This window comes from Paenibacillus sp. JCM 10914 (genome assembly GCF_001315105.1).
Taxonomy (GTDB): domain Bacteria; phylum Bacillota; class Bacilli; order Paenibacillales; family Paenibacillaceae; genus Paenibacillus_AQ.
Genome location: NZ_BAZR01000025.1, coordinates 1 through 21,622 on the forward strand (window position 1 = coordinate 1; position 21,622 = coordinate 21,622).

Annotated in this window: 20 protein-coding genes, 8 tRNA genes and 2 pseudogenes; 29 read left to right on the forward strand and 1 reads right to left on the reverse strand. The window is 49.7% G+C overall.

Going from position 1 to position 21,622, the window contains the following annotated elements; genetic code table 11:
- Positions 1-36 precede the first annotated feature (36 nt).
- The 27 genes and pseudogenes from JCM10914_RS21235 to trxB all read left to right on the forward strand — a co-directional run bounded on the left by JCM10914_RS21235 (position 37) and on the right by trxB (position 20,022).
- Positions 37-128 (forward strand) — tRNA-Ser (locus tag JCM10914_RS21235).
- A gap of 32 nt (positions 129-160) precedes the next feature.
- Positions 161-237: transfer RNA gene (locus JCM10914_RS21240), tRNA-Met, on the forward strand.
- 9 nt (positions 238-246) lie between these two features.
- Positions 247-320 (forward strand) — tRNA-Val (locus JCM10914_RS21245).
- Positions 321-344: 24 nt separating this feature from the next.
- A tRNA-Thr gene (locus tag JCM10914_RS21250) sits at positions 345-420 on the forward strand.
- Between the two features lie 17 nt (positions 421-437).
- A tRNA-Asp gene (locus JCM10914_RS21255) sits at positions 438-514 on the forward strand.
- A gap of 92 nt (positions 515-606) precedes the next feature.
- A tRNA-Phe gene (locus tag JCM10914_RS21260) sits at positions 607-679 on the forward strand.
- A gap of 12 nt (positions 680-691) precedes the next feature.
- Positions 692-777, forward strand: a tRNA-Tyr gene (locus JCM10914_RS21265).
- Between the two features lie 7 nt (positions 778-784).
- Positions 785-857: transfer RNA gene (locus tag JCM10914_RS21270), tRNA-Lys, on the forward strand.
- A 120-nt stretch (positions 858-977) separates the two neighbouring features.
- The gene (locus JCM10914_RS21275; RefSeq protein ID WP_023964502.1) at positions 978-2,114 is read left to right on the forward strand and encodes a CdaR family transcriptional regulator; all 1,137 of its coding nucleotides are present in this window, start codon (positions 978-980) and stop codon (positions 2,112-2,114) included.
- A gap of 104 nt (positions 2,115-2,218) precedes the next feature.
- Positions 2,219-3,343 (forward strand): ABC transporter ATP-binding protein, encoded by a 1,125-nt coding sequence (locus JCM10914_RS21280; RefSeq protein ID WP_023964504.1) that lies wholly within the window; start codon positions 2,219-2,221, stop codon positions 3,341-3,343.
- Positions 3,344-3,619: 276 nt separating this feature from the next.
- The gene (hprK, locus tag JCM10914_RS21285) at positions 3,620-4,558 is read left to right on the forward strand and encodes an HPr(Ser) kinase/phosphatase (RefSeq protein WP_023964506.1); all 939 of its coding nucleotides are present in this window, start codon (positions 3,620-3,622) and stop codon (positions 4,556-4,558) included.
- A gap of 19 nt (positions 4,559-4,577) precedes the next feature.
- On the forward strand, positions 4,578-5,693 hold the full coding sequence (gene lgt / locus JCM10914_RS21290) for a prolipoprotein diacylglyceryl transferase (RefSeq protein ID WP_036719455.1): 1,116 nt from the start codon (positions 4,578-4,580) through the stop codon (positions 5,691-5,693).
- A 6-nt stretch (positions 5,694-5,699) separates the two neighbouring features.
- A pseudogene (gene ppaX, locus JCM10914_RS21295) lies at positions 5,700-6,346 on the forward strand (pyrophosphatase PpaX).
- Positions 6,347-6,359: 13 nt separating this feature from the next.
- Complete coding sequence (locus tag JCM10914_RS21300) at positions 6,360-6,866, forward strand: DapH/DapD/GlmU-related protein (protein ID WP_023964514.1); 507 nt, start codon at positions 6,360-6,362, stop codon at positions 6,864-6,866.
- A gap of 184 nt (positions 6,867-7,050) precedes the next feature.
- On the forward strand, positions 7,051-8,271 hold the full coding sequence (locus JCM10914_RS21305; RefSeq protein ID WP_023964516.1) for an acyltransferase: 1,221 nt from the start codon (positions 7,051-7,053) through the stop codon (positions 8,269-8,271).
- Between the two features lie 190 nt (positions 8,272-8,461).
- Positions 8,462-9,655, forward strand: coding sequence for an ATP phosphoribosyltransferase regulatory subunit (locus JCM10914_RS21310; RefSeq protein ID WP_023964517.1), 1,194 nt, complete (start codon positions 8,462-8,464; stop codon positions 9,653-9,655).
- Between the two features lie 34 nt (positions 9,656-9,689).
- The gene (hisG, locus tag JCM10914_RS21315) at positions 9,690-10,331 is read left to right on the forward strand and encodes an ATP phosphoribosyltransferase (protein WP_023964519.1); all 642 of its coding nucleotides are present in this window, start codon (positions 9,690-9,692) and stop codon (positions 10,329-10,331) included.
- 27 nt (positions 10,332-10,358) lie between these two features.
- The gene (gene hisD, locus JCM10914_RS21320) at positions 10,359-11,642 is read left to right on the forward strand and encodes a histidinol dehydrogenase (RefSeq protein ID WP_023964521.1); all 1,284 of its coding nucleotides are present in this window, start codon (positions 10,359-10,361) and stop codon (positions 11,640-11,642) included.
- Between the two features lie 61 nt (positions 11,643-11,703).
- Entirely contained in the window at positions 11,704-12,309 is a 606-nt protein-coding gene (gene hisB, locus JCM10914_RS21325) for an imidazoleglycerol-phosphate dehydratase HisB (RefSeq protein ID WP_023964523.1), read from the forward strand.
- A gap of 3 nt (positions 12,310-12,312) precedes the next feature.
- A complete protein-coding gene (hisH, locus tag JCM10914_RS21330; RefSeq protein WP_023964525.1) occupies positions 12,313-12,921 on the forward strand; it encodes an imidazole glycerol phosphate synthase subunit HisH in 609 nt (202 codons plus the stop codon).
- A gap of 56 nt (positions 12,922-12,977) precedes the next feature.
- Positions 12,978-13,712 (forward strand): 1-(5-phosphoribosyl)-5-[(5-phosphoribosylamino)methylideneamino]imidazole-4-carboxamide isomerase, encoded by a 735-nt coding sequence (hisA, locus tag JCM10914_RS21335; RefSeq protein ID WP_197286865.1) that lies wholly within the window; start codon positions 12,978-12,980, stop codon positions 13,710-13,712.
- A 34-nt stretch (positions 13,713-13,746) separates the two neighbouring features.
- On the forward strand, positions 13,747-14,505 hold the full coding sequence (hisF, locus tag JCM10914_RS21340) for an imidazole glycerol phosphate synthase subunit HisF (RefSeq protein WP_023964529.1): 759 nt from the start codon (positions 13,747-13,749) through the stop codon (positions 14,503-14,505).
- Complete coding sequence (hisIE, locus tag JCM10914_RS21345; RefSeq protein WP_023964531.1) at positions 14,502-15,206, forward strand: bifunctional phosphoribosyl-AMP cyclohydrolase/phosphoribosyl-ATP diphosphatase HisIE; 705 nt, start codon at positions 14,502-14,504, stop codon at positions 15,204-15,206. The genes hisF and hisIE overlap by 4 nt, the downstream gene beginning before the upstream one ends.
- An 11-nt stretch (positions 15,207-15,217) precedes the next feature.
- A pseudogene (gene hisJ / locus JCM10914_RS21350) lies at positions 15,218-16,050 on the forward strand (histidinol-phosphatase HisJ).
- 155 nt (positions 16,051-16,205) lie between these two features.
- Entirely contained in the window at positions 16,206-17,156 is a 951-nt protein-coding gene (locus JCM10914_RS21355) for a ribose-phosphate pyrophosphokinase (protein WP_023964537.1), read from the forward strand.
- Between the two features lie 80 nt (positions 17,157-17,236).
- On the forward strand, positions 17,237-18,982 hold the full coding sequence (locus JCM10914_RS21360) for a lipopolysaccharide assembly protein LapB (RefSeq protein WP_023964539.1): 1,746 nt from the start codon (positions 17,237-17,239) through the stop codon (positions 18,980-18,982).
- Positions 18,983-19,068: 86 nt separating this feature from the next.
- Positions 19,069-20,022 carry a thioredoxin-disulfide reductase gene (gene trxB, locus JCM10914_RS21365; RefSeq protein ID WP_023964541.1) on the forward strand — a complete coding sequence of 318 codons (954 nt, stop codon included), beginning with the start codon at positions 19,069-19,071 and terminating at the stop codon, positions 20,020-20,022.
- Positions 20,023-20,189: 167 nt separating this feature from the next.
- On the opposite strand, the gene JCM10914_RS21370 is transcribed toward trxB, so the two are convergent.
- Positions 20,190-20,642: a GNAT family N-acetyltransferase gene (locus JCM10914_RS21370; RefSeq protein WP_023964543.1), complete on the reverse strand. Its 453-nt coding sequence runs from the start codon at positions 20,640-20,642 to the stop codon at positions 20,190-20,192.
- Between the two features lie 46 nt (positions 20,643-20,688).
- Here JCM10914_RS21370 and JCM10914_RS31505 point away from each other — a divergent pair, with 46 nt between their 5' ends.
- Positions 20,689-20,976, forward strand: coding sequence for a DUF2642 domain-containing protein (locus JCM10914_RS31505; protein ID WP_081739866.1), 288 nt, complete (start codon positions 20,689-20,691; stop codon positions 20,974-20,976).
- A gap of 143 nt (positions 20,977-21,119) precedes the next feature.
- Entirely contained in the window at positions 21,120-21,608 is a 489-nt protein-coding gene (locus tag JCM10914_RS21380; RefSeq protein ID WP_023964547.1) for a GNAT family N-acetyltransferase, read from the forward strand.
- Positions 21,609-21,622: the final 14 nt, after the last annotated feature.

Genomic DNA, 21,622 nt, shown 5'->3' on the forward strand with positions numbered 1-21,622 from the left:
GGGAATCAATCTCTGTAACTGCATACAAGTTATGATGGAGAGATACCCAAGTGGCTATAAGGGGACCCTCTGCTAAGGGGTTAGACTGCGTAAGCGGTGCGAGGGTTCGAATCCCTCTCTCTCCGCCATTTATATTAACTTGAATGCAATAGGTTTATATGGCGGTGTAGCTCAGCTGGCTAGAGCGTACGGTTCATACCCGTGAGGTCGGGGGTTCGATCCCCTCCGCCGCTACCATACATACCTGGAGCTTAGCTCAGCTGGGAGAGCATCTGCCTTACAAGCAGAGGGTCGGGGTTCGAACCCCTCAGCCTCCACCATATTCATTTTCTTACCTTACACGCGCCGGTGTAGCTCAACTGGTAGAGCAACTGACTTGTAATCAGTAGGTTGGGGGTTCAAGTCCTCTCGCCGGCACCATTTTTACTTAATAATGCGGAACTGTGGTGTAGAGGCCTAACATGCCTGCCTGTCACGCAGGAGATCGCGGGTTCGAATCCCGTCAGTTCCGCCATTATTTCTTATTGGAATAAAAGTGATTGGTTTTCCACAGATTAAAGTGGGAAGTGTTACACTCCGCACTTTATTTTTATGTTAATTACATAAGGCTCGGTAGCTCAGTCGGTAGAGCAGAGGACTGAAAATCCTCGTGTCGGCGGTTCGATTCCGTCCCGAGCCACCTTTATATTCTGGAGGATTAGCGAAGTGGCCAAACGCAGCAGACTGTAAATCTGTTCTCGTCCGAGTTCGGTGGTTCGAATCCATCATCCTCCACCAGTTGTAAGAGCCATTAGCTCAGTTGGTAGAGCACCTGACTTTTAATCAGGGTGTCGAAGGTTCGAGTCCTTCATGGCTCATCCGATAAAGTCGTCAACGATGTTGACGGCTTTTTTGTTTTTTTACATTCGTGATGAATTATCGATTACAAGGATTGTTATGCTAAAATAAGAAAAAACGATAAAGTGGTGGAGTCATCAATGGTGGAAATGGAGCAGATCGTTCAGAAGTTGGAGAGCACCCTTGGCATAACACTCGCGTTAAAAACATTGAATGAGCAGGAACGAGCTGCCCTAGAGATGTCAGGACATCAGCTACCCATGATAGCTCCTGGAGCGACCTATAATGAAGTGCCATTAGATGAAATTTGGATTCCGATTAGTAGTGATCGGCCCCAGAAGGTGATTGTCGCTGATCGTAATCAGCTAACCGATTCGGAAATCAAATTAATTGATTTATGGTTGTCGAGCATTCAAGGCTCTACCCCAAGTACGATGTTCAGAAGCACCGGTAAAGGCGATGAGGAACGGAGAGCGCAAGCATTAGGCACTTGGATCAAAGAGCGCCTGCAGGCTGGAGAAGTGCTTGCTGAACTGCCAGAAGAGCTGTTGCTAAGATCTAGCCTGACTGAGACGATGATTCCGTTTCTATTAATTAATGAGAGCGAGCATGCACCCACTCCGAGTTATAAGGCGCTGCATCGATTATTGGACAGTTACTTTGACGGGGAGATCGTTCTGGTCCCTTTAATGGAGAAGGAATGGCTTGTGCTTGCAAAGCAAGAGCTTCTGGATGGTATTACAACGGATGATAAAGATGATACTCCGGCAGAAGGAGAGCAAGATTTGTTATCTCTGTTCTGTATGGGATTATACGAGCTTATCTCTACCGAGTGGGTAGGGGATTTCCATATATCAGCGATTCCGGCTGTCAATGCGTTACACACCTTACCCCAAACGGTAAGTATGCTGCAAGAGACGATGACCATCGGCCGTACGTTTCAGATGAAGGAGCATATTCATTTATCGACCGGGCTGCACCTGGAGCGACTGGTGTTTAGTATACCTGAGTATCAGCGTAATCAATTTTTAAGAGAATATGCGGCAGGGCATACCGATCTGTTTGAGGATAGTGAAACCTTGTCCACACTGGAGTCCTTCTTTGAACTAGATTGTAATGTGAGTGAGACGGCCAAACATTTATATATTCACCGCAACACTTTGCTATACCGTCTGGATAAGATCAAACAAGAGACGGGGCTTGATGTTCGAAGCTTCAGTGATGCGGTATTAGTGAAAATAACACTTCTATTGTATAAAGTGACGAAAAGGAAGTAGGTTTTTTGTGCAGATTGTGTATAGCAAGTCAGATGCCCATAGGGTAAGATAAGACTATAATTTGTATTCGATTTCATAACATACCTATGAGGGGGCAAATGCACATGGCTGGTGTACGCTTAGAGCATATTTACAAGAAGTATGCAGGTGCGGATAAAGCAACTGTAATTGACGTTAATCTGGATATCAAAGATAAAGAGTTTCTGGTATTGGTAGGTCCTTCCGGTTGCGGTAAGTCTACAACACTTCGTATGATCGCAGGTCTTGAGGAAATTTCCGAAGGTAAGCTTTACATTGGTGACCGCGTAGTTAACGATGTAGCTCCTAAAGACCGTGACATCGCGATGGTATTCCAATCTTACGCTTTGTATCCACATATGAACGTATATCAGAACATGGCATTTGGTTTGAAACTCCGTAAAGTGAAAAAAGACGAAATCGATAAACGTGTACGTGAAGCAGCTAGAATTCTGGATATCGAGCATTTGCTTGAGCGTAAGCCGAAAGCTCTTTCCGGTGGTCAGCGTCAGCGTGTTGCCTTGGGTCGTGCGATTGTCCGTGATCCACAAGTCTTCTTGATGGATGAGCCGCTCTCCAACTTGGATGCGAAACTTCGCGGTCAGATGCGTGCTGAGATTACCAAGCTGGTTAAACGTCTTGAAACCACTTGTATCTACGTAACACATGACCAGACAGAGGCAATGACGATGGGTGACCGTATCGTTGTTATGCAAGACGGTATCATTCAACAAGCCGATTCCCCAGAACAGCTCTACAATAGTCCAAACAACTTGTTCGTTGCTGGTTTTATTGGTTCCCCAACCATGAACTTCATCAACGGCACATTGTCTGAGCAAAATGGCGGCGTGTACTTCACTTCCGAAGGCTTGAACGTTCAAGTTCCAGGCGGTAAAGCACAACTGTTGAAGAACAAGTCCTTGATCGGTAAGGAAGTAATTATGGGTGTTCGTCCAGAGGACATTCACGAAGAGCCAGTATTCCTGGAAGCTTCCCCGAACACGATCTTCAACGCTAAAGTTGACGTAACTGAGAACCTCGGTCACGAAATGCTCTTGTACCTGAGTGGTCTTGGCACAGATACGGTTATCGGTCGTGTAGATGGACGTTCTACTACACGTGAAGGCGACAACGTGAAGTTGGCGCTCGACATGAACAAAGTTCATATCTTTGACAAAGAGTCCGAGTTGAACGTATTGATCGAAGACTAAAACCTATAAAGCCTCGGCTTTCTCTTGAAAACCGCCCCGTCAAGGGCGGTTTTTTGTAGGAGAAGGGATGGCTGTGACATGGCGCGGCTGAAGTTGGAAGGAAAGAATTGGTGGTTCAGAATTGCATTCATTAGGGATTTTCGATAAGATAAGCACAAAGCAAGGCATACATAATTCAGGGCTCGCGATGAGCAGACAAGCAATAAATCATCAAAGATGAGCCGTAAGCGGCTCTGTTGTGATGTCAACATACAACAGAAGAAGAGAGGTAAGACCATGGCCAAGAAAGTGAGAGTGTCCGAACTGGTCCAACACTTCCAATTGGAGGTCATTTCGGGCGGGGAAGGCTTGAAGCGCCAGATTACAACGGATGATCTGAATCGTCCGGGATTGGAAATGGCCGGTTATTTTGAATACCATCCCCGTGAACGTGTTCAGCTTCTGGGACGTACGGAGCTTGCCTTTTTCGGAATGCTGAAGCCAGAAGAACGTAAAGAGCGAATGAACAGTTTATGTACGGAAGAGACACCGTGTATCGTCGTTACACGCTCTTTGGAAGTGCCGGAAGAGTTAATCGAAGTCAGCAATGAGAAGGGGCTGCCCGTGCTTCGCAGCAGCATGGCGACGACCATTCTTACAAGCCGGTTTACGAGTTATCTGGAACGTAAATTAGCGCCTACAACGACCATACATGGGGTTCTGTGTGACGTTTATGGTGTAGGTATGCTGATTACGGGCACAAGTGGTATAGGCAAGAGCGAGACCGCTTTAGAACTTGTGAAGCGTGGCCATCGTCTGATTGCAGATGATGCGGTTGAGATTCGTCAAACGTCTGATTTTCAGCTTCATGGCACAGCGCCAGAGCTGATCCGCCACTTGCTTGAGATTCGCGGGGTAGGCATTATCAATGTCATGACGTTATTTGGCGCGGGTGCCGTGCGGAATAATAAACGAATCACGCTTGTGGTCCGACTGGAAGCTTGGCAGCAGGACAAACAATATGATCGTCTGGGATTGGATGAGGAACGAACACGCATCATTGAGACCGATATTCCTCTGGTAACGATTCCGGTTCGCCCAGGACGTAACCTTGCCGTTATTATTGAGGTCGCAGCGATGAATTACCGGCTGAAGCAGATGGGGCTGAATGCTGCATTACAATTCACGAATAAATTAACGGCAACGATTAATGAAGATATGGACGATCTGGATTAATGAGGGGGGCTTATAAGTGATACAGACATTGCTCATCGATCCGGTGGCATTCTCCATCGGCTCGCTGCGTGTTCATTGGTACGGCTTGATTCTGGGTCTTGGTGCCCTAGCAGGTCTTCTGCTGGCTATTCGCGAGGGGAAACGCTTCGGCATACCACAGGAGTTCTTCATGGATTTGCTTCTGCTTGGTGTACCTTCGGCCATCATCGGGGCGCGTATTTATTATGTAGCCTTTAAATGGGAAGACTACAAGGATAATTTCTGGGATGTATTCAAAATATGGGAGGGTGGCATCGCCATCTTTGGTGCCCTGATTGGTGCCATCATCTGTGCATTAATCTATGTACGCAGAAAAGGGTACAACTTCTGGCGTATTGCCGATATTTGCGCACCATCCTTGTTGGCTGGACAGATTATCGGTCGCTGGGGCAACTTCGTCAACCAGGAGGCATACGGTGGTCCGGTTGAAGAATCGTTCTTACGCGGTATGCATTTACCTGATTTCATTATTAATCAAATGAATGTGCAGGGTGTGCTTCATCACCCAACGTTCTTATATGAATCGCTATGGAACTTAGTCGGCATCATTCTGCTGTTTGTTATCCGCAGACAGAAATTCTTGCGGGCAGGCGAACTGTTTATCGGCTATTTCATCTGGTACTCGATTGGCCGTTTCTTCATCGAAGCCGTACGGACAGATAGTTTGGCATTCCAAGGCTCTGCCGGTCTAGCCGATTTCATTAATAATACGTTATGGGCGCCAATGTCCTGGATGGGCTTCGAATTGGGTCATCTCGATCCGGCCTATGGTAATATTCGAATATCGCAGTTATTATCGGTATTGTTCGTCATTGCGGGCATCGTGTTGATCATTGTACGTAGAGTAACTGGCCGCGCAAACGTTCGTTATCTGGATCCGATCGTGTCCACCAAGACCGGATCAGAGCCAACGCCTGAGGCAGATTTGCACACAAAAGCGGCACCCGTGATTAAGAAGGAGCGAAAGTCTCAAGCAGACAAGGTGGAAGAACCAAGCACCAAGACTCCGAATAAGGATAATAAGCAAGAGTCGGTATCTTCCCAGTCGGATCAAGCGACAGGAACCCCAGCGGATACGGAGGACAAAAAGGAGTAGTGCAGCATGATAGAAACCGTATTGTTCGATTTGGACGGAACGATTATTGATACGAATGAGCTGATTATTTCTTCATTCCTACATGTATTTGAGCAGCATACATCAGGGTCATTGACGAGAGAGCAAATCATCCGCATATGGGAACCACGCTGGAGCAGCAATTGCAGGCTTTCTCAGGAGCGCAGGATGTAAGTGATTTCGTTCGGGCGTATCGCTCCTTCAATTCATCTCATCATGATGAGATGGTTCGGACATTTCCGCATGTCCATGAGGTAGTGAAACGTCTGCATGATCACGGACTTGTAATGGGGATTGTAACCACGAAAATACGCCCGTCCACGATGATGACACTCGAGAAGTACGATCTGGAGCGTTATATGTCTACGGTGATTACAGTGAGCGATGTTGAGCATCCGAAACCGCATCCCGAGCCTGTACTTTCGGCCGTGGAGCGGCTCGGCGCCAACCTTGAAACGACATTGATGATTGGCGACAGTCCGGTCGATGTCCAGTCTGCTAAAGCAGCAGGTGTTCAAGCGGCTGCGGTCGCTTGGTCGCTGAAGGGCGAGCAGAAACTCAGGGAGTATGAACCGGACTATATTTTGCACGATATGAGAGATCTCTACGCAATCGTAGGACTTCCAGAGGAATAGGAGTTTTGGCAGGATGGCCAGAAAGTTAGACCGTTACCCTGTAGAAGGGCCCAACGCACTGTGGCAAATCTATCAAACGGTAAGTCCGTTTAAAGGCGTTAAGAACTTCATCTTTATCCAGCTTGCGCGTTATTGTCCGATCCTGCCGATGAAGAACTGGATCTATCGCCGTATGCTTGGGATGAAGGTGGGGCGCCATTCGGCGTTTGGATTGATGGTTATGGTTGATGTTTTTTTTCCGGAGAAGATTACGGTTGGGGAAAATTCCGTGATCGGATATAACACCACGATTCTCGCTCATGAATATCTGATCAAGGAATATCGTCTTGGGGAGGTCATCATTGGCGAGAACGTGCTGATTGGCGCAAATTCCACCATTTTGCCAGGTGTAACGATAGGAGACGGGGCTGTTGTTGCTGCGGGGTCTGTTGTACATAAGGATGTGGCGCCGGGCGTCTTTGTGGGCGGAAATCCACTAAGAGAACTCGGCAGGGCTAAGGCGGAAAGTGAGTCAAATTGAGGCAATATGACATAATCGGTTCTCAATCTACATGATTTCATGTAAAATGAGTAGTACAGACAGTTACCAAGGAAAAACAGTCCCCCGGGTTTGATCCGCCTTGAGGGATTTTTTTTGCCCATTTGGGTTTAGGTTTAAACCGACTGTAAAGATCGTAACGTAACCAAAGGAGGCGACGCCCGCGATGAGTACAACGTTGAACAAGAAGGAACGGCTACCGCATCTCGATATATTCCGTGCGATGGCTATTCTCGGTGTGCTTCATGTGCATGCCACTTCATTCGCAACCGTAGCGGCCGTTGATTCGAGATTCTACTATATTATTAACTTTTTGAATATTTTCTTTAAATACGGAACGCCGTCTTTCATCTTTCTGAGCAGTTTCGTGTTGTTCTATAATTATTATGATCGGCCATTGACTAAGGATCTGATCAAGAACTTCTACAAACGCCGACTTTTGTACATTTTGCTACCTTATCTGCTGTTCTCCATCATCTATTTCTTTGTACGCATGTATCAGAACGGTCTGCTTAACAGCTCGTTTAATCTGTGGGAGAAGCTTCCTATATTCTTTGAACGTTTATGGGTGGGACAGAATTATACGCACTTATACTTTGTATTCATCAGCTTACAGTTCTATATTCTGTTTCCGATCTTCTTGAAGCTATTCAAATCCTCGCGATTTCTGGTGCGGTGGGCCGTACCGATTGGATTCCTGCTCCAGTGGGGATTCATTTTATATAACAAATTCGAGTTGCAGTACCAATATAAGGGGAGTTTGGCGATCTCCTATATCGCTTATTATTTCCTCGGCGCCTATTTGGCTATGCATTACGATAAGTTTAAAGCTTGGCTAAGCAATAACTGGAAGAAGCAAACGTCGCGTCAAAGAGTGGGCACAGTCGTCCTGTGGGTGGGCTGGCTTGCGATGGCCCTCTCCCATGTTCAGATTTGGTACAATCAACGACTGCACGGAACAAGTTATAATTCCTTGTTGTATGAGCTGCTGTGGAATATGCACACGATCTTCTCGGCTCTCGTACTGATGCAGCTGGCTAGCTGGCTGTACCAGAAGAACTGGAAGGTCATTGTAAAACCGCTGACCCGTATCGGTGAACTGTCTTTCGCGATATACCTGGTTCACCCATTGTGGTTATTCCTCTACCGGGAGCTAGATCCGAAATTGAATCCTGTCACGGATGATTACTTGATCTGGATCTACGGCGGCATGGTATCAGCCTTAATCGTCAGCGCGTTGGTGGTTCAGTTCCTCTTCCGCTGGATTCCAGGATCATGGATGCTGCTGGGCAGTGTTCCGCGTTCTCTGAAGCCTGCGCCTAAGAAGACATCATCCGATCAGAAGGATACGGTGGCGGGAGACAGCAAAAAGTCGGTAGACTTGTAACTCCGTCATAACCTTGTTACCATTTAATATAAATCGATAAAGCCGTCCGACAGGACGGCTTTTATTCACAGTTGCGACCATTGACGATAAGGTTATTTTCATGGTAATATAGCCAATATCCTTTAATTTATTAGCAAGTTAACACTTTAACTTAGTAAAGTATTATTATACAAATATGAGGTGTAACGTCATGTCTAAACCGAAGGGCTTTGAAAAACCGGCAGGTGTACGTGATTATCTCCCGCATGCCGTGACCAAGCTGCGCCGAATCGAGCGTGAAGTGCTGGCATGTATGGATCGATGGGGATACCGACAGATCATGACACCGACAATGGAATATTATGATACGGTTGGCGTAGCAAGTTCAACATCAGACCAAAAGTTGTTTAAATTACTCAATAAACGCGGTACGACGATGGTATTGCGCTCCGATCTGACTGCACCGATCGCACGTGTAATGTCCTCTCTATTGAAGGACGAACCACTGCCTGTGCGTTTATCTTATCATGCCAATGTATTTCGGGCCATCGAGGAGGAGGCCGGCAGAGAGGCCGAGTTCTTCCAGACCGGCGTGGAGCTCATTGGCGATGACTCGACGGAAGCAGATGCCGAGGTCATTGCGTTAGCGATCGAGTCTTTGCAGGCGGCTGGCGTGGAGCGATTCAAGATCGCCATGGGACATATGGGATATCTTAATGGTCTGCTCCAAGAGGTATTGCCTGACCGCACCTTAGATCAGGAGAATCTCAAGCAGGATCTGCTGAATCGCGACTATGTTGGTTATCGTAACACGATAGCCAGCCTCAGTCTGAACCAGGAGCAACAAGATCAATTAGAGGGCATATTGCGCCTGCGCGGTGGGAGCGAGATCGCCGAGCAGGCGCTGGAGATCACCTCCAACGAGTTAGCTCGAGCATCGATCGAGCATCTTCGTAAAGTATGGGAGGTCCTGGAGGCATACGATGTATCGGAGCATGTATTGCTCGATCTCACGATGCTGGGCGACTTCTCCTATTACACAGGGATGACGTTTGAAGGGTATGCAGCGGAGTTGGGTTCGCCAGTGGCAAGCGGTGGACGATATGATAAGCTGCTCCAACAGTTCGGGCGGGCTGTACCTGCCACCGGATTTGCGCTCAAGACGAATCGCATCTTGGATGGTGTGAAGGGTGAAGAGATCGCGGAAGATTTGCCGATATTAATCCGATATACTTCTTCCTTCCGAAAAGCTGGGTTGGCGAAGGCTGCGGAATTGCGAGCTCAAGGAAATAAGGTAATCACGTCCATTCTACGCGATTCATCGACTGATTCAGTTCAGGATGGGGAAGCCGTATCCGGCAGTCTGTTAAACAAAGGCTATCGCGAGGTTATTACATTGAAATAAATTCCCGAAGGGGCTAAGTCAGGAGGTTATGCAAGTGGCGGAAACGTTGAAAGTTGCCATGCCCAAAGGACGTATCTATAAAAAAGCATCTGCACTGTTCCGTTCAGCCGGGCTTCCCATTCCGTTCGATGTGGATGAGACGCGTAAGTTGGTGATTCCATTGCCAGAAGCAGGCATGGAATTCATACTCGCCAAACCGGTGGATGTGCCGACTTACGTGGAATACGGTGTCGCGGACATTGGAATCGTTGGTAAGGATGTCTTGATGGAGGACACCAAGGATGTTTATGAGCTGCTCGACCTTGGCATTGCGCGTTGTCGTATGTCCGTGATCGGATTACCGGACTGGAAACCGGGTATTCGGCAGCGGGTGGCTACGAAATATCCGAATGTAGCTTCGCAATACTTCCGTGAACAGGGGCAGCAGGTGGAAGTGGTGAAGCTGAATGGATCGATCGAGTTAGCACCGTTGATTGGATTAGCGGATCGGATCGTGGATATGGTGGAGACCGGGCAGACATTGAGGGAGAATGGCTTGGTTGAGATGACCAGCATCTTCGAGATTACGAGCCGGCTGATCGCTAATCGGGTAAGTTACCGGATGAAGAATGATGAAATTCAGGCGCTATGCGATCGGCTGCAGAAGGTCATTACGTCTGACCAGATACACATATAAGAGTACAGGGATAAGGGGGAGTTGTCCGTGAAGGTAGTATCGGCTAATGATTTTCAGTTGAATCGGGAGAGTGATTACGGCACGCAGGAGCAAATTCAAGTGGTCAAGGACATCGTGCATCGAGTACGAACCGAAGGGGATGTCGCCTTGCTTCATTATACGGAGCAGCTTGATCGTGTGACGTTGACTTCTGATCTGCTTCGTGTGACGCAAGCTGAGCTTAAGGCGGCTTACGATCATGTCGAGCCTTCCTTCGTGAAGGCGATTCGGGCTGCAGCGGAGAATGTCCGTTCCTTTCACTTGAAGCAGGTACGGAATTCATGGATGGATCTTCAGCCGGACGGCAGCATCTTGGGACAAATCATCCGCCCTTTAAAGCGGGTCGGTGTCTATGTCCCAGGAGGCAAAGCGGCGTATCCTTCCTCTGTCTTGATGAATGTGATCCCGGCTCAGGTTGCAGGCGTGCCAGAGATTGTGATGGTGACGCCTCCTTCCACGGGCGGAGAGCAAGGAATAAACCCGTACATATTGGTGGCTGCCGCCGAGGCTGGCGTTACGGAGATGTATAGGGTAGGCGGGGCTCAAGCGATCGCGGCACTGGCCTACGGTACGGACACGATCGCACCTGTCGATAAAATCTGCGGACCGGGTAATATCTACGTTGCACTAGCCAAACGGGAAGTATACGGGACGGTCAATATCGACAGCCTGGCAGGGCCAAGCGAAATTGCCGTGCTGGCCGATGACAGCGCAGAGGCGTCCTACATTGCGTCTGATTTGCTGTCCCAAGCAGAGCATGACGAATTAGCGTCAGCGATTTTGGTAACCTCCTCGCGCAAGCTGGGAGAAGCGGTAGCTGCCGAGGTGGAGCGCCAGCTTGAGCAGCTTCCTCGCCGAGATATCGCACGTGCATCCATCGACAGTTATGGTGCGGTCATCATTACAGAATCCCTCCGTGAAGGGATCGATGTCATTAACCGCTTGGCGCCGGAACATCTGGAGATTATGACCGAAGAGCCGATGGCCATCGTAGGCAGCATCGAGAACGCTGGAGCGATCTTCCTGGGTCCTTACAGCTCAGAGCCGGTTGGTGATTATTTTGCAGGTCCGAATCATATTATTCCGACCAACGGCACGGCAAGATTTGGTTCGCCTGTGGATGTGGACGATTTCATTAAGAAATCGAGCCTGATTTATTATAGTAAAGAGGCGTTAATGCGTGACGGCGAGCAGATTATGGAGCTGGCCCGCCGCGAGGGTCTGGAGGGTCATGCCAGGGCAATCGCGATTCGACTGGAGCAAGAGAGCTAAAGTCACACGAGTTCTCGATGTTACGCTTCGGAAGGAAAGAACATGTATAGGGGGTAATTTTGTGAGTAGCACGGAATTGACAGGGCGCACCGCGGGTGTAAGCCGTAGAACGAATGAGACAGATATTACGCTGAATTTCAATGTGGATGGAACAGGGGTTTCCGAACTGGAGACCGACGTGCCTTTCCTTAATCATATGCTGGATTTGTTCACGAAGCATGGCCATTTCGATCTCAGCGTAAAAGCCAAAGGCGATATCGAGATTGACGACCATCATACGGTCGAAGATATCGGGATTTGCCTCGGTCAGACGTTTCGCGAGGCGCTTGGCGACAAGAAGGGGATCAAGCGTTACGCCAGCGTATTCATACCGATGGATGAGGCGCTTGCTCAGGTAGTGGTGGATATCAGCAACCGGCCGCACTTCGAATACCGGGCTGAATATCCTTCACAGCAAGTGGGTTCTTTTCAGACAGAGCTCGTTCATGAATTTCTATGGAAGCTTGCCTTGGAGGCACGGATTACACTGCACGTCATTGTTCATTATGGCCACAATACGCACCATATGATCGAAGCGGTATTCAAAGCGCTTGGTCGTGCATTGGATGAAGCAACAAGCATCGATCCGCGTGTGACCGGCGTGCCGTCCACGAAGGGAGTGCTCTAGTTCATGGCGATTTCAATCGTGGATTACGGTATGGGCAATCTGCACAGCGTAACCAAGGCGGTGCAACGACTTGGCCATGAAGCGCTTGTCACGGGGGAGCGGGAGGAGATTCTGTCTGCAGACGGAATCATTCTCCCTGGTGTGGGCGCATTTGGGGATGCCATGGAACAACTGCGTGAGACTTCTCTTGATTCGGTCATGCAGGAAGCTGCGGATGCGGGCAAACCCCTGCTGGGAATTTGTCTTGGTATGCAGCTCTTGTTTAGCCGAAGTGAGGAGCATGGCAACCATGAGGGGCTGAATATCCTACCAGGATCGGTGGTACGGTTCAAGGAAGGTGACTATAAGGTGCCGCATATGGGCTGGAATTCGCTGCAGTTTGCGAAGCGGGAGCATCCGTTGTTTGCGGGGCTTGAGGAAGGCCATGTGTATTTTGTCCATTCGTATCATGTTCTTCCTGAGGCTAAGGCTGACTTGCTGGCGGTAACGGACTATGGCCAGCCAGTAACAGCTATCGTCGGCCGTGGTTCGGTATATGGGATGCAGTTCCATCCGGAGAAGAGCGGGGAGATGGGCATGAGCCTGCTGAACAATTTTCTATCTTTGACTTAAGTGCGTGAGTTTGATGAGGGAACGATCATATTATAAGAAGGAAAGTGGGAATGGGGATGTCCTCTTTTATCATATACCCGGCCATCGATATTCGTGGCGGTAAGTGCGTACGGCTTATACAAGGCGATTATAATCAAGAGACGGTCTATAATGACAATCCGGTAGAAGTGGCTAAATCATGGGAAGAGCAAGGAGGTCAGTTCATCCACTTGGTGGATCTGGACGGTGCCAAGGCGGGTCATCCCGTGAATGACGAACTCATCGGGCGGATTGCTGCCAGCGCGAACGTGCCTGTTCAGGTCGGAGGCGGTCTGCGGACGCTGGCGGATGTAGAGCGACTGCTAACACTTGGTGTGAGCCGGGTTATTATCGGAACGGCAGCGATTGAAGACCGTGCCTTCACGGAAGAGGTGCTGGGCAAGTACGGAGACAAGGTTGCCATCGGCATTGATGCGCGCAACGGCTACGTCGCTACGCGGGGCTGGCTCGAGACGTCTGAAGTCCAGGCGGAGATTCTGGCTCAAGAATTGGCAGCGAAAGGTGCGGAGACCTTCATCTTCACGGATATTTCCCGTGATGGCATGATGCAAGGGCCTAACGTTGAGGCCATTGTTTCACTTGCTAAAGCGAGTCGTCGATCGGTTATTGCTTCAGGCGGTGTGACTAAACTGGAGGATTTGCTGGCACTTAGTGCTCATCGCGGCAACGGGGTAGGCGGTGCTATCGTAGGCAAGGCGCTTTATACCGGAAATATCGATCTTCAGGAGGCCGTGACCAGAATCGGTTCATAATCAACGACAAGTTTATAAGAAATGAGGGGAAGACATGCTGGCAAAACGGATCATTCCTTGCCTGGACGTGAAGGACGGCCGGGTAGTAAAAGGTGTGAATTTCGTGAATCTCCGCGATGCGGGGGATCCTGTGGAATTAGCGGCGCTCTATGACCAGGAAGGCGCGGATGAGCTTGTCTTTCTGGATATATCGGCATCGGTAGAGGGACGGGCAACCATGGAAGAGGTTGTTCGAAGAACAGCCGGTGAGATCGCGATTCCGTTTACGGTTGGAGGAGGGATCTCCTCCGTCGATGATATGAAGCGAATTCTGCGAGCGGGTGCAGACAAGATTGGGATCAATACGGCGGCAGTCCAGCAGCCGGAGCTAATCTCGGCCGGGGCTCGCCGATTCGGATCCCAATGTATCGTGGTTGCCGTAGACGCGAAATACAATGAAGCATGGGGTGAGTGGGAAGTATATACCCATGGCGGTCGCACAGCCTCTGGGATCAAAGCACTGGAATGGGTGAAGCGAGCAGAAAGCTTGGGGGCAGGAGAGCTTCTGCTGACAAGCATGGATGCCGACGGGACCAAGGACGGCTTCGACCTAGCTTTAACCTCGGCAGTCTCTTCAACAGTCCGCATCCCGGTTATTGCTTCTGGCGGCGCTGGGAAAGAGGATCATTTCTACGACGTATTCACGGAAGGGCAAGCAGATGCGGGTCTTGCTGCTACCATATTTCATTATAAAGAGATTGCAATCCCTCAATTGAAGCTACATCTAAGTCAGAAAGGAGTGGAGATTCGATGAGTGAAGAGGTGTTGAATGACCTATCCCTGGAGCACATCAGCGAGTCGATTCGCTGGGATGCATCGGGCTTGGTGCCAGCCATCGTCCAGGATGCCGCGAGCAAGCAGGTGCTGATGATGGCTTACATGAATCGCGAGTCCTTGCGATTGACGCTGGAGACTAAAGAGACTTGGTTCTGGAGCCGCTCACGCGAAGAGCTGTGGCATAAGGGTGGAACATCAGGAAACGTCCAGTCGGTTGTATCCATATCTTATGATTGCGACGGAGATACGCTGCTCGTCCAGGTGAACCCGAAGGGACCAGCATGTCATACGGGGCAAACCACGTGCTTTCATAATCCTATTGCTATGTCTAGTAAGGATCATACGCCGGTAGAACAAGCTGACCGTGCCACGGTTTCCGATCGATTCGCGGTTCTGGCAGATCTTGAAGAGGTTATTGCCCAGCGAGAGGTAGAGCGGCCGGAAGGTGCCTATACGACCTACTTGTTCGATAAAGGGGTAGACAAGATCCTGAAGAAGGTTGGCGAGGAAGCGTCGGAGACGATTATCGCGGCCAAAAATAAAGATAACGCTGAGTTAAGGTTGGAAGTCAGCGATCTGATCTATCACCTTATGGTATTGCTTCAAGAACGGAAACTGCCGTTAGATGAGATCTTGGACGAGCTTGGCCGCCGTCATGAGCGGCCCCGTCGCGATTAGGAGGTCAATTGATGCAGATTGATTACCATACACATCATGTACGCTGTGGGCATGCGGTAGGCGGGCTGGAAGAATACGTTAAGCGAGCGATTGAACTTGGCATGGATCAGCTCGGTTTGTCTGACCATATGCCGTTGATCCATGTAAGGGCTGAGGAATATTATCCTGAGATGCAATGCCGATGGAGGAACTACCTCGCTACGTAGAAGAGTGTCTGATGCTAAAGGAGCGATACAAGGGGCAATTGGATATCCGGGTTGGCCTGGAAGGCGATTATATCGAGGGATATGAAGAGCAGATCGAGCGAATCATTACGGATTATCCGTGGGACTATGTTATTGGATCGGTCCATTTCCTTGGGGAGTGGGATATTACGGACCATCGCCAGATACACGGCTGGGAAGGCAAGGACCCGCTTGCGGTGTACACGCAGTATTATGATGCTGTTCAGAAGGCTGCTGCTACGGGGCTGTATGATTTCATGGGCCATCTGGATGCGATTAAGCGATTTAAATTTGGTCCTGGACCCGAGCAGGAGCAAGAGGTAATCGAGCTGGAAAAGGCAGCGCTTGCCGCGGTAGCCCGCAGCGGGAAGGCGATGGAACTGAACGCCTCAGGCTTATCGAAGCCGTGCGAGGAGATGTTCCCGAGTCGCCGTATGCTGGTGGAAGCCGTAAGGCTTGGCATACCGCTGACCCTTGGGTCCGATGCCCATCAGCCGGGCAAGCTGGGTGAGCATCTGGATCAGGCGCGCAGGCTGTTGACTGAGATTGGGGTAAAGGAAGTTGCCACGTTTGAGAAGCGGAAGCGTACGATGGTGCTTTTGAATGACAAAGAGGTATAATAGAGAAGACAAGCAAAGCAACTGATAAGATTTACAGATAAGACGGCTGTTTCCACTCCGGAGAGTTCTTCCTTACAGAGCAATCGGGGAGGAAGCGGCCTGATTTAACGATAACGCTTTCAGAAAGATAACCACGTCTTTAACAGGAGGTTTTCATGTATCGTCAACTTCGTTTGTTCGCGGGAACTTCCAATCCGAAGCTGGCCAGCGATATTAGCCAGCAGTTGGGGGTAGACCTGGGAGCAATCAAAATCTCGCGCTTTCAGAGTGGCGAAATCTATGTGCACTATGAAGAAAGCATCCGTAATTGCGATGTGTTTCTGGTACAATCCTTCTCTCATCCGATTAACGAAATGTTCGTGGAACTGCTGGTCATGATTGATGCGGCCAAGCGGGCTTCAGCCCGAACGATCAATATTATCGTGCCCTACTATGGTTATGCGAGGCAGGAGCGCAAGGCTGCGCCGCGGGAGCCCATTTCTGCCAAAATGGTAGCGGATGTTTTGACCACGGCCGGCGCTTCCCGAGTCATCACGATTGATCTCCATGCTCCGGCGATACAGGGCTTCTTCAACATCCCGGTCGATCATATGACCGCGCTTGATCTGATCACGGATTACTTGAAAAGCAAGCGAATCGTATGCCCCGTCATTGTATCCCCGGATGCGGGACGCGCCAAGACGGCGGAGAAGCTTGCAAGTCGACTTGACTCCCCTTTTGCGATTATGATCAAGCAGCGTCCCGCCCATAACGAATCGGTCATAACGCACGTGATTGGTGACGTAACCGGCCGTACACCGATCATTATCGAGGATTTGATCGATACGGGCTCAACGATTGTCCAAGTGGTCGAGAGCCTCAAGGAGCGGGGGGCGAATAACGCAATTGTGTGCGCGACGCACGGCTTGTTCTCGGGTGAAGCGCTGGATCGACTAGACCATGCTCACATTGAAGAGATTGTCGTGACAGATTCCATCGTGCTTCCGGAGCACGGTAGCAAGACCAAGCTGAACGTGCTGTCGGTCGCCCCTATGCTGGCACAAGCAACGCAGATTATTATGGAGGGCGGATCTATCGCCACTTTGTTCAAGGACGCCGGTGTGTAAACTGGTGTCTTTTTTCTGCAAAGATAGGTGTAAGTTATGTTATACTGTTCTGGATAGAGGAGCAAGTTAAAGGAGGTGTCTTGCTTTTCGTGAATGGTAATCCATACGGGTCGATTGACCCTCACAATGTTATATCTATCGAAATGAATGCCAATTTCTTTTTCGATCGAGCGGTTCGCGCGCTGGATCGTTACCAATACGACAGAGCACTTAAATATTTTCGCAAAGCTGTTGAATATGAGCCCGGAAATCCGGTGAATCATGCCAATATGGCGGGTATATTATCAGAGACGGGTGATTATAAAGCGTCGAACGAGGTTTTGATGCATATCCTGGAACAGGTAGACCCGTTGATGACGGAATGCTACTTCTATATGGCGAATAACTACGCGAATATGGAGCAGTTCGAGAAGGCCGAGGAGGCACTGGTTACTTATCTGGAGGAAGATCCGAACGGACAATTTCTGGATGAGGCGGAAGAGATGATGGAGCTGCTCCATTATGAGCTTAACCGCCCCGCGAAGCTGAATCGAATCAAGAGCCGTGAAGGCGTAGTTGAGCATGAGAATGCTCGCGCTCTGCTGGAGGAAGGCAAGTTCGGACAGGCTGTTAAACTGCTTGAGGAGATTGTGCACAATCATCCGGATTTTCTGGCTGCGCGCAACAATCTGGCGTTGGCATATTATTATATGGGGCGCTTTGATACGGCAAAACGTACCATCGGAGAGGTTCTGGATCAGGAGCCGGGGAATTTGCACGGATTGTGCAACCTGGCTATTTTCTTTCAGCATGAAGGTGATCAGGCTGCGCGTGATCGATTGATGGACATGCTCAAGGTGACAGTACCTTTTCATCTGGAGCATGTGTTTAAACTCGCAACAACGATGGGAATTCTGGGGCAGCATGGGATAGCGTACAGCCACTTCAAGCGGCTGTTGAAGTACGAAGAATTCAGTTCCGATCCGAGCCTGTATCATTATACGGCCGTGGCGGCTTGCAATAGTGGTTATTATGACATCGCAGAGAAGTATTGGCGACATGCTCTGAAGCTGGACGGTGACACCGTCATTCCCGATTTCTATCTGGCACAGCTGGCGAAGCGCAAAGAGGCTGGCATGAATCAGATGAAGGTGAGCTATCACTACCACCTTCCGTTTGAAGAACAATTTAAGCGCTGGGAGCATGACGGAACTAAATTAACGGAGGAAGCGAAACAGAATCCGTTGATCCGCTCATCCTTTTTCTGGGCGCTGCGTCATGGGGACCCGCAGACCAAATTGCAGGTCATTCGAACGCTGGAATTGATTGCCGATGAAGAGGTTCAGCACGCCTTGCAGTCATTCCTGCAGGAACCGGGCGAGAATGACGAATTGAAGGACGCAGCGAGGCTGGTACTGCAGCAGATGGAGGCAGCGAGTAACCGATTGCAAGAGCGGCGCGATGAACGCGATTCCAACGCGGGTTTGGGTAGAGAGGTGCTCCCGGATTGGCTTCCATCCTGGAAAGCTGTACTAGAGAAGGCCGAGCAAGTGATGGACATGCGGGTTGACGCTTATTGGAAGAAGGAGCTGGAGAATCTCTGGTCTGATTTCCTAAGCAAGCTCTACCCCGATATACCGAATATCCGGAACGCAGAAGGCTGGGCGGCAGCCTTGGAATACTTAACAGCCAAGAAGCGCGGGCGGGACCTGACGTACGAGCAAGTAGCCGTTCGTTACGGCATTTCGTCATCAACGGTAAGTCGTTATGCACGTCAGATTGACAGTGTGTGCGAGATTAAAGTTCAGCAAGATGATAATTTTCGCCCCTTTACGGAAAACATTTAAGTAAGGGCATTATGTATGAAGAGTTCGGTACACATTCGGAATAGAATGCTACAAGGCATATGGACCCTAAAAAGGAGGCTGTATCTATGTACAAATCAATTGTAATCGGAACAGGACCTGCCGGATTGACGGCGGCCATCTACTTGGCACGGGCGAATCTGACCCCCCTCGTGATCGAGGGGATGCAGCCGGGCGGACAGCTGACGACGACCACCGACGTGGAGAACTTTCCAGGGTTCCCGCAGGGAATCATGGGACCTGAGCTGATGGATAATATGCGTCAGCAAGCAGAGCGCTTTGGTGCCGAGTTCAAGAGCGCTTGGGTAGAATCGGTTGACTTCTCCCAGCATCCGTTCAAGGTGAATGTCGAAGGAATGGGAGAGCTTCTTGCCGAGTCGGTCATTATCTCTACGGGAGCATCGGCCAAATACCTTGGCATCCCGGGTGAGCAAGAGAATGTGGGTCGCGGGGTCAGCACTTGTGCAACCTGCGACGGATTTTTCTTCCGCGGCAAGAAAATTGTGGTCATCGGCGGCGGCGACTCCGCGATGGAGGAAGCCAGCTTCCTGACACGTTTTGCATCCAGTGTTACGGTGGTGAACCGCCGTACGGAACTGCGCGCATCGAAGATCATGCAGGATCGCGCCCGTGAGAACGAGAAGATTGAGTGGGCTCTGGACCGCACACCAATTGAGGTGGTTACGAGCGAGACCGGCGTAAAAGGCTTGAAAGTCCGCAACAATGAGACTGGTGCGGAAGAGCTGCTCGAAGCGGAAGGCGTGTTCGTCGCGATTGGCCACACACCGAATACCGGCTTCTTGGCCGGTCAAATCACGACCGATCCAACCGGGTACATCGTGGTGAAGCCAGGCACAACCGAGACGAACATTTCAGGCGTATTCGCTTGTGGCGACGTCCAGGATACGCGTTACCGTCAGGCGATTACAGCGGCGGGTACTGGCTGCATGGCTGCTATGGACTGCGAGAAGTACCTGGAGGGTCATATGATTCATGACTGGAGCGAAACGTTAAATCCGTAATTCCATGTGAATATGACCAATAAAAAGAATAACCTCTACGCTATGCCCGGCTGCGGAAGGTTTCATGAAGCAACCTCTTCATGAAACCTTCGGTTAGCCGCTTTGCGAGAGGTTTTTTTGTTATGTTCTGTTCTCATAATGAACAGCAAGCAGCTCCCATATGTTGCCTATAAGTCGAGAGACAATCGCACCATATCGCGCAGCCGCATGCCATTCTCATAGATTTCTTCCTCATAATGGCGCACAAAAAAATCACGGTCGATACCAACCATGCGAAATCCACATTTTTGATATAGTGCCAATTGAGCAACACCTGTGCTGCCGGTTCCGATCTCAATCGTCGCATACCCGAATGCTCTGGCTTGAGAGATCGCATGGGTCACGAGCTGCTTGCCATAGCCGCGTCCATGCAGATGCTCGGCTACAGCCACGTTCACCAGTTCCACGGTTCCAGGGCGGGTGGGCAACAGCACATACACTCCAATGATCTGCGCGTCCAGTTCAGCCACGTAACATTGGCCTCGGCTTACATAATCCTTTACCAGTGCAGTTGATGGGTCTGCCAGAAGCAGAAGTTCTGTTGGCTGTGGTTCGCTCGGCTGTAATCTTCTAATGATCACGGGAATGCCCCCTCGTATCGTCATGTAAACTGAAATTCATTGTAACATGTCGGCTGCAATAATATATTTCAACTTTGAAAGACGCAGTATATCATTAATTGAACCTGTATTTATGGATCATCTGCTGCGACATAAGGGGCAGAAAGTGATGATCGATACAACGGCAGGCAAGCTAGAGGGGATCCTGACAGGCGTCGTTGTGGACCACTGCCAACTGACGATTGGCGAGAATAAAGCACTGCATATTCGTTTTGCTGAGATCGTGTATTTTGAGGGGGGCCTTTCTAGAACATTTAGAATAAGTGAGAAAATGATAAGCCTGGCTGCAAGATAATGTGCAGTTGGGCTTTTTGTGCAGTTGAATTTCACGGAATAAATATGTATAACGGAATATTCCGCAGGTTGTGGCAGGAGAGCGGTTCTACCATAGCTAATTCATACAAGGTGCAGATGTGTTAGGAAAGGTTGTGTTTATATATGGAATCAATTCGAATGACAACAGCTGCGGACGAGAATTTCTTATGGGATATGTTATATGAATCTTTATATGTGCAGGATGGGGATGAGCCGTTCAGTAGAGATGTGCTGGAAGAACCGTTCATGCAGAAATATGTAGCCGGTTGGGGCAGAGCAGGCGACCTTGGCTATATCGCGATGAATGCGGAAGGGGTGCCTGTGGGTTCGATCACGATCCGTTTTTTTGACGAGGCCAATAAAGGGTTCGGTTTCGTCCATGAGGATATACCCGAGCTAGGTATGGCATTGCGCCCAGCATGTCGCGGGCAGGGATGGGGGACCCGGCTCATGCAAGCGCTGTTTACAGAGATGAAGGAGAAGGGGATTAAGCAGGTTAGCCTAAGCGTCGCTCCGGAAAATACAGCCGCGGTGCGATTATATAAGCGCTTTGGATTTCGAGAAGTCGGTATGTTCGGAACGTCCATCACGATGGTTGCGGATGTACGTTAATGTATAAATAGGCA

Coding starts and splice junctions, on each gene's coding strand:
- JCM10914_RS21380 (WP_023964547.1), top strand. CDS start 21,120: ATGGAATCAATTCGAATGACAACAGCTGCGGACGAGAATTTCTTATGG.
- JCM10914_RS21275 (WP_023964502.1), top strand. CDS start 978: ATGGTGGAAATGGAGCAGATCGTTCAGAAGTTGGAGAGCACCCTTGGC.
- hisIE (WP_023964531.1), top strand. CDS start 14,502: ATGAGTGAAGAGGTGTTGAATGACCTATCCCTGGAGCACATCAGCGAG.
- JCM10914_RS21300 (WP_023964514.1), top strand. CDS start 6,360: ATGGCCAGAAAGTTAGACCGTTACCCTGTAGAAGGGCCCAACGCACTG.
- hprK (WP_023964506.1), top strand. CDS start 3,620: ATGGCCAAGAAAGTGAGAGTGTCCGAACTGGTCCAACACTTCCAATTG.
- hisH (WP_023964525.1), top strand. CDS start 12,313: ATGGCGATTTCAATCGTGGATTACGGTATGGGCAATCTGCACAGCGTA.
- hisA (WP_197286865.1), top strand. CDS start 12,978: ATGTCCTCTTTTATCATATACCCGGCCATCGATATTCGTGGCGGTAAG.
- JCM10914_RS21305 (WP_023964516.1), top strand. CDS start 7,051: ATGAGTACAACGTTGAACAAGAAGGAACGGCTACCGCATCTCGATATA.
- JCM10914_RS21310 (WP_023964517.1), top strand. CDS start 8,462: ATGTCTAAACCGAAGGGCTTTGAAAAACCGGCAGGTGTACGTGATTAT.
- JCM10914_RS21280 (WP_023964504.1), top strand. CDS start 2,219: ATGGCTGGTGTACGCTTAGAGCATATTTACAAGAAGTATGCAGGTGCG.
- JCM10914_RS31505 (WP_081739866.1), top strand. CDS start 20,689: ATGTCGGCTGCAATAATATATTTCAACTTTGAAAGACGCAGTATATCA.
- JCM10914_RS21355 (WP_023964537.1), top strand. CDS start 16,206: ATGTATCGTCAACTTCGTTTGTTCGCGGGAACTTCCAATCCGAAGCTG.
- hisF (WP_023964529.1), top strand. CDS start 13,747: ATGCTGGCAAAACGGATCATTCCTTGCCTGGACGTGAAGGACGGCCGG.
- trxB (WP_023964541.1), top strand. CDS start 19,069: ATGTACAAATCAATTGTAATCGGAACAGGACCTGCCGGATTGACGGCG.